The 12,508-nt window shown below is 69.1% G+C and carries 11 protein-coding genes; 4 read left to right on the top strand and 7 right to left on the bottom strand.

What is annotated here, in order from left to right:
• Nucleotides 1-5: 5 nt before the first annotated feature.
• Complete coding sequence (locus NK1_RS04520) at nucleotides 6-440, bottom strand: hypothetical protein (protein ID WP_063007310.1); 435 nt, start codon at nucleotides 438-440, stop codon at nucleotides 6-8.
• Between the two features lie 54 nt (nucleotides 441-494).
• A complete protein-coding gene (locus NK1_RS04515; protein WP_245660343.1) occupies nucleotides 495-2,063 on the bottom strand; it encodes an FAD-dependent monooxygenase in 1,569 nt (522 codons plus the stop codon).
• Between the two features lie 48 nt (nucleotides 2,064-2,111).
• Between NK1_RS04515 and NK1_RS04510 the strand changes: the two genes are divergently transcribed.
• Nucleotides 2,112-2,861 (top strand): TetR/AcrR family transcriptional regulator, encoded by a 750-nt coding sequence (locus NK1_RS04510; protein WP_245660342.1) that lies wholly within the window; start codon nucleotides 2,112-2,114, stop codon nucleotides 2,859-2,861.
• A gap of 14 nt (nucleotides 2,862-2,875) precedes the next feature.
• On the opposite strand, the gene NK1_RS04505 is transcribed toward NK1_RS04510, so the two are convergent.
• The 4 genes from NK1_RS04505 to NK1_RS04490 form a co-directional block, all read right to left on the bottom strand.
• Nucleotides 2,876-3,814: a hydroxymethylglutaryl-CoA lyase-like TIM-barrel protein gene (locus NK1_RS04505; protein ID WP_063007309.1), complete on the bottom strand. Its 939-nt coding sequence runs from the start codon at nucleotides 3,812-3,814 to the stop codon at nucleotides 2,876-2,878.
• Between the two features lie 70 nt (nucleotides 3,815-3,884).
• Nucleotides 3,885-5,093 (bottom strand): CaiB/BaiF CoA transferase family protein, encoded by a 1,209-nt coding sequence (locus NK1_RS04500; RefSeq protein WP_063007308.1) that lies wholly within the window; start codon nucleotides 5,091-5,093, stop codon nucleotides 3,885-3,887.
• Between the two features lie 33 nt (nucleotides 5,094-5,126).
• The gene (locus tag NK1_RS04495) at nucleotides 5,127-6,056 is read right to left on the bottom strand and encodes a TauD/TfdA dioxygenase family protein (RefSeq protein ID WP_063007307.1); all 930 of its coding nucleotides are present in this window, start codon (nucleotides 6,054-6,056) and stop codon (nucleotides 5,127-5,129) included.
• Nucleotides 6,057-6,174: 118 nt separating this feature from the next.
• A complete protein-coding gene (locus NK1_RS04490; protein WP_063007306.1) occupies nucleotides 6,175-6,945 on the bottom strand; it encodes a deoxyribonuclease IV in 771 nt (256 codons plus the stop codon).
• 151 nt (nucleotides 6,946-7,096) lie between these two features.
• Here NK1_RS04490 and NK1_RS04485 point away from each other — a divergent pair, with 151 nt between their 5' ends.
• Nucleotides 7,097-8,338 carry a serine/threonine-protein kinase gene (locus NK1_RS04485; RefSeq protein WP_063007305.1) on the top strand — a complete coding sequence of 414 codons (1,242 nt, stop codon included), beginning with the start codon at nucleotides 7,097-7,099 and terminating at the stop codon, nucleotides 8,336-8,338.
• On the opposite strand, the gene NK1_RS04480 is transcribed toward NK1_RS04485, so the two are convergent.
• Nucleotides 8,274-9,032, bottom strand: coding sequence for a phosphatase PAP2 family protein (locus tag NK1_RS04480; RefSeq protein ID WP_063007304.1), 759 nt, complete (start codon nucleotides 9,030-9,032; stop codon nucleotides 8,274-8,276). The genes NK1_RS04485 and NK1_RS04480 overlap by 65 nt on opposite strands.
• 124 nt (nucleotides 9,033-9,156) lie before the next feature.
• Here NK1_RS04480 and NK1_RS04475 point away from each other — a divergent pair, with 124 nt between their 5' ends.
• Nucleotides 9,157-9,921 carry an ABC transporter ATP-binding protein gene (locus tag NK1_RS04475; protein ID WP_051043039.1) on the top strand — a complete coding sequence of 255 codons (765 nt, stop codon included), beginning with the start codon at nucleotides 9,157-9,159 and terminating at the stop codon, nucleotides 9,919-9,921.
• 3 nt (nucleotides 9,922-9,924) lie between these two features.
• Complete coding sequence (locus tag NK1_RS04470) at nucleotides 9,925-12,444, top strand: ABC transporter permease (RefSeq protein WP_063007303.1); 2,520 nt, start codon at nucleotides 9,925-9,927, stop codon at nucleotides 12,442-12,444.
• Nucleotides 12,445-12,508: the final 64 nt, after the last annotated feature.

Below are 12,508 nucleotides of genomic sequence, written 5' to 3'. Positions count from 1 at the left end.
GGCGGCTAGGCGGTGCGCCGCAGTGCCGACTTCTCCGGCTCGAACGGGGTGTTCTGAGCGGCCGCGAGCCACCACCGGCCGCCGCGTTCCACCAGCACGTACATGGCCGTCTCGGAGAAACCGGCGGGATCGGCTGCCTGCCTGCGGATCTGGGCCACCACCACGCCCGGCGCCGGCGTGGTCGCGGCGACCACCTCGAAGGTCGAGGCCGGTGCCACCTGTCCGGCCATCAGGCGGTGGTGGATCGGATTGAGCCGGTCGTAGCCGACGACGGTGGCACCGAACGGGCTGCCCCACAGCACATCCGCGGCGAAGGAACGGTCGTAGAGATCGGCATCGCCGGTCTCGCCCGCGCGTTGCAACTCCGCGGCGAAGTCGGCGGCCACCCGCTGGGCGGTGCTGCGGCCCGCGGGGTCGTCGAGGGTGGGACGCTGTGTCATGGCTGGCTCCTGTGTCGTCGGGCGCTCGGGCTACAGCCAACCTAGAAGCTCAACTCAACTCGAGGTCAAGTCGGCCGTGCGGTCCGCCACCGGATCGATGGCGTGGCCGGTGCCGTTCAGGATTCGGGAGCGAGCACGGCGGAAGGCGGCCGCAGGATCGTCGGGTGCGGCCGGGACCCGCCACGCGATCACCTGGTCCGGGCGGACCAGAAGCGCGCCCGTCGGCGTCGATCCGACGGTGTCGCACCATGATCGGTCCATGCGGACGATGTCGACGGATTGATCGTCGAGTTGCCAGCCCGGTGAATCCGGACCGACGAGCAGCGTGAACGTCGTTCCGATCAGATCGAGAGTGGAGCGGCCGTCGGGGAGGTAGCGGTGGGGCAGCCGGGTGCCCGGCTGCCCGGTCAGATCCAGGTGGTCCATGGTGTGCGGACTGCCGTCGTCGATGAACGCGCCCGCGGGGTAACGGGTGCCGAGAATCAGGGCGATCGGGTCGGCGAGCGGCGTGCCGTCGGTGGATTCGCGAGTCATGGTGCGCAGGTTCGCGGTCCGGATACTGGATTGATCGGCGATGTATCGGCCGACGGGGCGGCGCTCGCCGTCGTAGCTGTCGAGCAGATGTGGTGATGCGGCGCCACGCAGCACCAGCGCCAGTTTCCAGGCCAGATTGTGGCCGTCCTGGATGCCGGTATTGGCGCCCGCGGCCGCGTACGGCGGCATCACGTGCGCCGCGTCGCCGGCCAGGAACACCCGGCCCGACCGGAACGTGTCGGCGATGAACATCCCCGGCTCCCAGGGCAGGACGCTCAGCACCTCCACGTCGACATCGGGGACCCCGATGGCCGCTCGCAGCAGTTCGGGCCAGCGGTCGGCGGGACGGTCGACCTCCGCCGAACTGGTGAAGATCCATCGCTGTGCGCCGTCCACCGAGGCGAAGGCTCCCGGGATGCGGTCGTTCTCGATCTGGCAGAGGTTGAATTCGCGTCCGCGCACCAACTCCGCCAGATCCGCGCGGAAATACACGTTCACCGCGCGGCCGAGGGTGCCGCGGCCGTGGCGGCCGATATTCAGCCGCTCGCGAATCGGGCTGTGCGCGCCGTCCGCCGCGATGAGGTACGACGCTCGCACGGTGTCGACGCGTTCCGGACCCGTGCGCAGTGTCGCGGTGAGACCCGCGGCGTCCTCGGCGATGTCGACGCATTCGACACCGAAGCGGATATCGCAGCCGCGTGCCTGCGCCAGTTCGCGCAGGACGGGCTCCAGCCGATCCTGCGCGCACAGGCAGGCCGACGCGGGCGTGATCGCATCCCAGTCCGGCAGACCGCCGGGGAATGTGAACGGCAGCCGCTCGGCCCGGGCCAGGGTGGGGCCCGCTGCCATCGCCTGATGCGCCGAGAGTCCACGGGCCGCGTCCTCGACCGCCTCGGCGATGCCGATCCGGCGGAACAGTTCCATCGTGCGGATATTGATCCGGCGTGCCTTCGGCTGGGCCGAAGTGGTGGTCCGCCGTTCGACCAGTATCGCCGGCACGCCCTGGTGCTTCAGGAACAGTGCGGCGGTCAGGCCGGTCAATCCGCCGCCGACGATCAGGACCGGATCTGCGTGTACGTCGTACATCATGTGTACGTTGTACGCCGATGGTTGAATTCCGGCAAGGAGGTGTGCACGGTGACCGAGGAAGTGCCCGGACCGCTCATCTGGTCCCTGCCGGAACCGCCCGGCCGGCCGACGACGAACCTGAGCCGGGCCGAGATTCTGCGCGCGGCGATGGCGATCGCCGATGCCGAGGGCGCGCGGGCGCTGACGATGCGCCGGGTGGCCCAGGCCGTCGGCGCGTCCACGCCGATGTCGCTGTATCGCTACGTGGGCAGCAAGGACGGGCTGGTCGATCTGATGATCGACGCCGTCTACGGCGAAGTACCGCTGCCGGCGGGTCCGGATTCGGCGAGCACCGCGCAGTGGCGCGACGCGCTGGAGCGTCTGGCGCTGGACACCTGGGCGGTGATCCGACGGCACCTGTGGTTCGGCGAACTCGTTCACACCCGCCCGCCTTTGGGCCCGAACGCACTGCGCTACTTCGACTTTCGCTTCGCCATGCTCGAACCGCTGGGGCTGTCGGCCGACGACCTGTCACTGCTGACCGGTGCGGTGGACGGCCATCTGTTCGGCGCCGCCCTGCAAGCGGCGGAGGAGCAACGCATGCGAACCCGCGTGGGGCTGGCCACCGACGACCAGCTCGCCCGGGCCGCGAAACCACTGGTGGAGCCGCTCCTGGAAGAGGGCCGCTATCCCGCCTTCACCCGATGGTTCCACGGCCGCACCGGCTCCGGCCCCGCCGACCCGGTGGTGTGGACACTGCGATGCCTGCTCGACGGCATCATCGCCCGTATGGGACTCGACGAACCGGGGGCCCGATAGGGGCTGGCAAGCGCCTAATCCGGCCGGGGCACAACCCATTCGAAGGCGCGGGCCTCGGAGCGAGCGCCCTCGGCGGTGCGGGAGCGATTGGGTTCCCCCAGGTCGGTCAGTAGCCGTTCGGTGAGGTCGACCATGGTCGCCAGGGCCGCGGGGGTGAACCAGCCGGGGCGGGTGGCGAACAGGATGTCCTCGCTGGCGGTATTGCCACTCGCTCCCGGCGCGAAGGGGCAGCCACCCAGGCCGCCCAGGGAACCGTCCACCGCATCCGCGCCCGCGTCCAGTGCCGCGAGGGAGTTGGCGACACCCATACCCCAGGTGTCGTGGCCGTGAAAGAGGATGCGGCGCCGCGGAGTTCCCGATCGCACGGCGGCGATCAGGGCGTGCACCTGCGCCGGATAGGCCTGGCCCAGCGTATCGGCGACCACGATGTCGGCGGCGCCGTCGGTGCGCGGATCGGCGGCGATCGCCAGCACCCGCTCCGGATCCACCGGCCCGTCGAACGGGCAGGTGAAAGACGTTGCCAGACAGAGCTGAATCGACCCGCCGACCTCCTGGGTCAGCCGGATCGCCTCGGGCATCGCGGCCACGCTGTCCTCGGTCGTGCGGCCGATATTGGCCTTGTTGTGCGCATCCGACACCGACAGGCAGTACTGGAACTTCCGCACCCCCGCCTCGGCGGCACGCGCGACCTGTCGCGGCGTCGCCACCCACACCCAACACCGTTGCAGCTCTTCGGGAGTCAGCGCGGCCACGACCTCCATGGAGTTGGCCATCGGCGGCACCAGATCCGGGCGTGCCATCGAGCCGATCTCGAGTTCCGGCACGCCCAGGGCGAGCAGGGTGCGAGCGATCTCCACCTTGTGCTCGGTCGGCAACACCTTGCCCGTCAACTGAAGTCCGTCCCGCAGAGTCACATCCCGCAGCGCGCCCGCGGTGGTCACAAAGTCGCTCACTGGACCTCCAGTGCCTTGCGGGACACCCGCACCCGGTCGGCGAGACGAGCCGCTGCGCGATTGTCGCTCATCACGCCTCCAGGCCATCGATATCGGCGTCCGACATTCCCAGCAGTTCCGACAGCACTTCCCGGGTGTGTTCGCCCAAGTCTGGGCCTACCGTGCGGATGGGTAGCGAACGCTCGCCGATCACCGGGACGATGCCGGTGAAGGCGACCTGTTTCGGTTCGGCGGCGCCGACGTCGACCGGGAAGTGCTGAATCATGTTGCGCGCCCGATATTGTTCGTCGGCGACGATATCGGCGGCGGTGTAGATCGGGCCGCACGGAATCCCGGCCTGTTCGAGGATCGCCAGCGCCTCGTCGCGGGTGTGGCGCACACTCCATTCGCCGATCGCGGCGTCGAGGCGGTCGCGGTGGCGCCAGCGGCCGGCGTTGTCCTGCAATTCCGGATCCTCGGCGAGATCGGGGCGCTCGATCACCTGCATATAGCGGCGGAAGATCGCGTCGCCGTTACCGCCGATGATGATGCTGGTGCCGTCGGCACACGGGTAGGCGTTACTCGGTGCGATCCCTTCCATCCGCCCGCCGACGCGCTGCCGGTTGATTCCGTACGCCTCGTAGTCGGGGACCAGCGACTCCATCACGGAGAGAATCGATTCGTTCAGCGCCACGTCGACAATGCGCTGCGGCAACGGGATTCGCTCCTCGGTTCCCCTGCGCTGGAACAGTGCCAGCACCGTGCCGAAGGCGGCGTAGATCCCCGCGATGGAATCCCCGATCGACACGCCCACCCGTACCGGCGGCCGATCCGGATCGCCGACCAGCTCGCGCAGTCCGCCGATCGCCTCCGCGACCGCGGCGAAACCCGGGCGCTGCGAGAGCGGTCCGGTCTGCCCGTAGGCGGAGATGCGGGTGATGACCAGGTCCGGATTGGCCTCGTCGAGCACCTCCGGCCCCAGCCCCCACTTCTCCAGCATGCCGGGCCGGAAATTCTCCAGCAGCACATCGCAGTGCCGGATCAGATCCAGCACGATCGCCCGGCCCGCGTCGGTGCGCAGATCGAGGGTGATCGACTTCTTGTTGCGGTTCACCGTGCGATACAGCATCGAGGTGTCGCCGCCGTAGAGCCGCCAATTGCGCAGTTCGTCACCGGTTTTCGGGCGCTCGACCTTGATCACCTCGGCGCCGAAGTCACCGAGGATGCGCCCCGCGGTCGGCGCCGCGATGTAGTTGCCCAGTTCCAGCACCCGAACGCCGGCCAGCGGTCGAATCTCCATGTACCGATTCAACCACCGGCCGGCACCGGCGGATCAGGCCACCTCGGCCAGATCCTCGATGATCGAGTAGTGGTCGGCGTTACCGGCGATGCTGAGGCTGGTCCGGCCGTCCACGCCCACCGGGATGTCCCCGGCCAGTGTGATGCGGGTGAGCTGACGGTGCTCGGCGCCGTCGTAGTCGTCGATCGCGTAGTGCTGAGTGGCACGGTTGTCCCAGATCGCCACGTCGCCGAGCGACCAGTTCCATCGGGTGGTGTGCTCGAGCCGGGTCACCCGATCCTGGAGCAGGCGGAACAGGGCGTGCGACTCGTTGGTGGACAGACCCACGAACTGCTTCACGAAATGTCCGAGCAGCAGCGCCCGCTCACCCGTCTCGGGGTGCACCCGCACCACCGGATGCTCGGTCTCGTAGTAGGTCGACTGGAATTCCTCACGGTAGGCCTGCGCGTTGGGGTCCGGCTGCTCCTCGTGGCTCGCGGCGTAGTCGTACTTGTTGGTGTGCACCGCGCGCAGCTCCTCGGCCAGCCGCTTCAGCGGTTCCGGCAGCGAGGCGTAGGCGGCCACGGTCGAGGCCCAGGTGGTCGAGCCGCCGTAGCTGGGCAGGGTCACCGCCCGCAGGATCGAGGCCTTCGGGATGCGGTCGACGAAGGTGACATCGCTGTGCCAGCTGTTGGCGCGGCCGTGGTGGGAGTCGATCGCCAGGCTCTTCACACCCTTGGACGTGACCGTCGGATGCGGGGTGGTCGGGCTGCCGAGCAGCTGCGCGAATTCGTGCTGACCGTCCTCGGTGAGATGGTGCTGATCACGGAAGAAGATCACCTTGTGCTCGTTGAGGGCCGCCCGGATGGCCGCGACCGTCGCCGGAGCCAGGTCCCCGCCGAGCCGGACGCCGTCGATGCGTGCGCCGATGTGGGTTCCGAGTTTCACCACGGACACGGACTCTGTTGCGTGATCGCTTGACATGGAGGGCCTTTCGCTCGGAACTTGCTACGTTCCGAGCACACCATCGGGGCCCACGCGCGACCAGGGTTACGGTCAGCGCGATCACAAAGGCGGTGCCGCTGAGCTCGGCCGACGTGGCTCAGCCGACGTGTTCGCGCAGGTAGGCGAGGTCCTCGGCGACGCCTTCGGCCGGGGTTTCCAGCACTACGGGTGCATCGGCGGTGCGGCACACCTCGGCGAGCAACTGCGGGTCGATGGTGCCGTCGGCGAAGTTGGCGTGCCGGTCGGCGCCGGAGTTGAAGTCGTCGCGCGAGGAGTTCAGATGCACCAGATCGATGCGGCCGGTGATCGCGCGGATCCGGTCGACCACGCCGATGAGCTCCTCGCCGCCCGCCCAGGCGTGGCAGGTGTCGAGGCAGAAGCCGGCGCCGAAGTCGCCGACCGCATCCCACAGCCGGGCGATCGAATCGAAATGGCGGGCCATGGCGTGATTACCGCCGGCGGTGTTCTCGATGAGAATCGGCACCGCGAAGCCGCCCTTGTCCTGCTGACGCTCGAACAGCTTGCGCCAGTTGACGATTCCGGCCTCGATCTCGGCATCCGAGCGCACGTGCCCGCCGTGCACGACCAGGCCGAACGCTCCCAGATCGGCCGCGGCCTGCGCCTGCTGCGCGACCGCGTTGCGCGAGGGCATGCGCAACCGATTGTTCGTACTGGCCACGTTGATCTGATAGGAGGAATGCACCACCACGTCGATCGGGCTGGATTTGATCTCCTCCGCGCGCGGATGCGGCTGTGGTTTGTCCCAGCCCTGCGGATCCACCACGAACATCTGGATGACATCGGCACCCAATCGCTCGCCGAAGCCGATCGGATCACTGTCTTGGCGGACGTGTGCTCCAATACGCATGGCAGAGAGCGTATCGGTAGGCACCGACAGCCCGCAGCGACAGGCGGGGACCGGGCGTTCACGCGGGCCGGCGGCCCGATCGATCGAGAATGCCGGTTCCGGTGGACTGCTATGGTTTCGGTGATTCCGGCACGGGAAGTGGGAGCGGGGCATGCTGGCCAACGGTGATGTGTTCGCGGGCTACGTCATCGAACGACTGTTGGGCCGCGGCGGTATGGGGCAGGTCTATCTGGCCAAACATCCGCGATTGCCGCGGATGACCGCGCTGAAGCTGCTCAACCGCGAGATGGTCGCCGATCCGGAGATCCGGGCGCGCTTCGAGCGCGAGGCCGATCTGGTCGCGCAACTCGATCATCCCAAGGTCGTCACCGTCTACGATCGCGGCCTCGAGGACGGTCAGCTCTGGATCTCGATGCAGTACATCGACGGGATCGACGCCGCCAGCGTGGATCCGAAGAAGCTGCCGCCGGAGCGGGCCGTGCAGATCATCGCCGAGGTGGCCGAGGCGCTGGACTACGCGCACGGCGCCGGGGTCATGCACCGGGATGTGAAGCCGGGCAACATGTTGCTCGCGCGTTCCACCGGCGGCAAGGGCGAGCGGGTGTATCTCACCGACTTCGGCATCGCCCGCCTGCGCGACGACGGCGGTCATCTCACCCAGACCGGAACCTTCACCGCGACCCTGGCCTATGCCTCACCCGAACAGCTCACCGGCGCGCCGCTGGACGGCAGTTCGGACCAGTACTCGCTGGCGTGCAGCCTGTTCTGGCTGTTCACCGGCCGGGGCCCGTTCAACGCGCCGAATCCGGCGGCGGTGATCCGCGGTCATCTGCAGGGTCCGCCGCCGGCGCTGAGCAGTGTGCGCCCCGGCCTGCCCGCGGGCCTGGACGCGGTCCTGCTGAAGGCGATGGCGAAGCGCGCGGGCGACCGATTCGGCAGCTGTGCGGACTTCGCCGCCGCCGCCCGCCAGGCGGTCTCCCCGGCCAGTGCGCCGCGCATGCCGACGGTCGGCCGCCCCTACACCGGTCCGCCGATGCCGACGACCGGCCGGCCGGGGACCGGGCCGGGACAGCCGGTCGTGCACCGGCCCGCGACCGGTCCTTCGGTGCCGCACGCGGCCCGGCCGCAACCGATGCCGCCGCACGGCGCCGTACCCCAGCCGTATCCCGCCACCGCCGCGCGACCGGTGAATCAGCCGCAGCCCTACGGTGCGTCCGGCCAGTACAACCAGTACAACCAGCCCTACGGACACCGGCCGCCGCTGCCGCCGATGAATCAGATCCGGCAGAACCAGGCGCCGAAATCGAATACCGGGGTGATCATCGGCATCATCGTCGGCGCGGTGGTACTGCTGCTGGTGGTTCTGGTGCTGCTGGCCGCGCTGTCGAGCTGACCCTGGCCCGCCACCACAGGTAGGGGCCGAGGCACAGCGCGAGCCAGACCAGGCCGATCGCCCATCCCGCCAGTACATCGGTGGCCCAGTGCACGCCGAGGTAGATCCGGGTCAGGCCGATCACCACGGCGAACAACGCCGCGACCACGACGGCCGCGACGCGCACGGCGCGCCCGCGCGACGACAGCACCACCATGGCGGCGAGCACCCCGACCACGGCGGTGCTGCCCAGCGTGTGACCGGACGGGAACGAAGGACTGGTCTCGGTGACCAGCCGATCGACAGCGGGTGGCCGGTGCCGTCCGATCGCCGACTTCAGCACGGAACCGATCACGGCCACGCCGATACCCACCGCGGCCGTGGTCAGCAGTCGCGCCCACTGGCGACGCGCTCCGAACCAGGCGCAGGCCACGATGGTCAGGGTCGTCATCGCCGCGACGCCGCCGGCATCGGTGAGGGTGCCGACCGCCGGATTCAACCAGCCGATGCGATGGTTCACCACCCAGTCGGTGATCGGCTCGTCGATGCGGGTGACGCCGCCGCCGTCGACCACGTCGTGCCCGAGTTGCACGGCGCCGCCGAGCGCCGCGGCCGGCAGGAGCGACACCGACACCGGCATCCCTCGCAGCACGCCCTGCTGCACCAGCGCGATCCCACCGACAAGTATCAGCAGGACCGGGGTGAGCGCAGCCATGGCACGAGGATATGTGCGTCGCCGCCCGGCACCGTGGCATCCCGGTGGGGCGAGGGTGTGCGCCCCAGGTATTGGGGGGAAATCCTGATGGCGCCCGCACGCCGGTTTGGCCAGACTGGAGACCATGACTGCCGATGCCCTGGGCACCGAACCCGCCGCGGCGACCACGCTCGCGGCCCGCGCCACCGACCTGATGAAACTGTACGGATCCGGAGATACCCAGGTCCGCGCCCTCGACGGGGTTTCGGCCGACTTCGCCCAGCGGGAGTTCACCGCGATCATGGGCCCGTCCGGCTCCGGAAAATCGACGTTGATGCACTGCCTGGCCGGGCTCGACAGCGCCACCTCCGGCACGGTGCACATCGGCGACACCGCGCTGACCGGACTGTCGGACAAGCAGATGACGCGCCTGCGCCGCGACCGTATCGGCTTCGTCTTCCAGGCATTCAACCTGGTGCCGACGCTGACCGCGCTCGAGAACATCACCCTGCCGCTGGATATCGCGGGCCGCAAACCCGATCAGGAGTGGCTGGACACCGTGATCGGCCGTCTCGGGCTGGGCGATCGCCTCGACCATCGGCCGAGTGAGCTCTCGGGCGGGCAGCAGCAGCGCGTCGCGTGTGCGCGGGCGCTGGTCGGCCGGCCCGACATCATCTTCGGCGACGAGCCGACCGGCAACCTCGACTCCCGCTCCTCCGGTGAGGTGCTGTCGATCCTGCGGGCGGCGGTCGACGAATTCGGTCAGACGGTCGTGATCGTGACGCACGAACCGCACGCCGCCTCCTACGCCGACCGCGTGATCTTCCTCGCCGACGGGCGCATCGTCGACGAATTGCGGGATCCGACAGCGGATTCCGTGCTGGACCGCATGAAGTCCCTGGAGGGATAGGCCATGGCCGGATCGCCGATGCGCAAGGTGGCCTTGCGCAATCTGGCCGCGCACAAGGTGCGGCTGGCGCTGACATTGCTCTCGGTCGTGCTCGGAACCGCTTTCGTCGCAGGCTCTTTCGTCTTCACCGACACCCTGCAGCGCACCTTCGACGGCATCTTCGCCGACCAGGCGAAGGGGGTCGACGTACGGGTGGAGCCGAAACACACACAGTCGCTGGGTGTTCCGAACGAACTCGTCGCGAAGGTCGCCGCGACCGACGGCGTGCGCGCGGTCGCGCCGGCGGTACAGGGGCCTGTGGTCCTGCTGAAGGACGGGCATGCGGTCCAGACGGGCGGCGCGCCCAGCTGGGGGCGGTCGTATCTGCCGCCCGACAAGGCGATCGCCGACCCGGAGCATTTCGTCGACGGCGTCGCGCCGGTGACACCGGGGCAGATCGCGATCAATTCCGGCGGGGCCGACCGGGCCGGATTACACGTGGGGGACAAGGCCAAGGTGCTGATTCCCTCGCGCGGCACGATCGATATGACCGTCAGCGGCATCTACACCGTGTCCTCGGACACCGGCGGATTCATCGGGCTGCTCCTGGACGACGCGCAGGCCCGGGAACTGTTCACCGACGGCGCGCATGTCGCCTACGTGGATGTGGCTGCCGTGCCGGGAGTTTCGCCGGACACGTTGCGCGACCGGATCGCGAAGGTGGCACCGGACTACAAGGTCATGGACGGCGATCAGGTACGCGCCGACCTGAAGGCGCAGGTCGGCAACGCCCTGAAATTCGTCAACTACTTCCTGCTCGCCTTCGGTGCGATCGCGCTGCTGGTCGGCACGTTCATCATCTACAACACCTTCTCGATGATCGTGGCGCAGCGATTGCGGGAGCTGGCGCTGTTGCGGGCGGTCGGGGCCGGGCGGCGCCAGGTCGGATTGTCGGTGGTGGCGGAGGCCTTCGTGATCGGCCTGATCGGCAGCCTGCTCGGACTGGCCGGCGGCATCGGGCTGGCTTTCGGACTTTCCGCGCTGCTCAACGCCTTCGACCTCGGACTGCCCACCGGAACGATGCAGGTATTGCCGCGGACCGTGCTGGCGGCGATCGGCATCGGCCTGGTGGTGACCGTGGCCAGTGCCTACGCACCCGCGCGGCGGGCGGCCAAGATTCCGCCGGTGGAGGCGATGCGAGAGGAGTTCGCCTCGGTCGGTGAATCGCTGCGCGTGCGCACGGTGATCGGTGCGGTGCTGGCCGTGATCGGGGCGGTCCTGGTAGTACTCGGGGCGCGCAACACCGGCGGCAACGCGGCGGCCACGGTCGGAGTCGGCGCCGCGGCACTGATTTTCGCGGTGCTCTTCGCCTCGCCCGCGCTGTCGCGGCCGGTGGTCGGGGCACTGGGTCTGCTCGTGCGTCCGTTCGGCGCGATCGGCGCGATGGCGCGCAACAACGCCGTGCGCAATCCACGCCGCACCGCCGCCACCGCGTTCGCGCTCACTTTGGGACTGATGCTGGTCTCGGCGATCGGCATGCTCGGCGCCTCGGCGAAGGCCAGTGTCGGCGAACTCGTCGACAAGGGTGTCAACGCCGACTACGTGCTGGCCGGGCCGCAGATGATCGGGGTGCCGCTGGGCGCCGCGGAAGCGGCGCGCTCGGTGCCGGACGTGTCCGATGTGGTGGCCTTCCGCGGCGTCGCGCTGCGCGTAGGCGACGACCAGGTCACCGGCACCTCGCCGGACGCGCCGATGGGACAGGTCCTGCACTACGACATCCGCCAGGGCACCGACAACCTGACCGGCGAGTCCCTGCTGGTGTCGGAAACCGAAGCGGGCGAACGTCATTGGCACGCGGGCGACCGTGTCGAGGTCACCAGTGTGGACAACAAGAAGTTCTCGGTGACCGTCGCCGGCATCTATGCCGACAGCCAGTTGCTCGGCCCCCTGGTGGTGGCGCCGGACCTCTACAACCAGGTGATGCCGGTGGCGTTCCGCACCGATCTGATCGTGCTGGTCAAGGCCGCGCCGGGCGCCGACGTCGCCGCGATGCGGGGCAATCTGGAGAAGGCGACCGCCTCCTACGTGGTGGTGCAGGTGCAGGACCGCGAGGAATTCAAAGGCGCGCAGGGCAAACAGATCAACACCATGCTCGCCATCCTGTACGGGCTGCTGGCATTGGCGGTGGTGATCGCGATCCTGGGCATCGTGAACACGCTCGCCCTGTCGGTCGTCGAGCGGCGGCGCGAGATCGGGATGCTCCGTGCCGTGGGCATGCAGCGACCACAGGTCCGGCGCACGATCTATCTCGAATCCATGCTGATCGCGATCTTCGGCGCCGTGGTCGGGGTGGTCCTGGGACTGGGACTCGGCGTCGGATTCCTGCGCACGCTGTCGGATCTGGGTTTGAGCACGATCACCGTGCCGTGGGGTCAGATCGTGGGCATGCTGATCGGCTCGGCCGTGGTCGGTGTGCTGGCGGCGCTGTGGCCGGGCGTGCGCGCCGCCCGCACACCACCGCTGGCGGCGATCGCCGATCTGTGAGAGACGCCCTCCGCGCGGGCACGGTCGCTGGACGCAGGTGCGTCCAGCGACCGGCCCGGATCGG

This window comes from Nocardia kruczakiae NBRC 101016 (genome assembly GCF_001612965.1).
Classification (GTDB): Bacteria; Actinomycetota; Actinomycetes; order Mycobacteriales; family Mycobacteriaceae; genus Nocardia; species Nocardia kruczakiae.
Note: the sequence above shows the minus strand (reverse complement) of the source record. Positions and strands in the feature narration are given on the sequence as shown.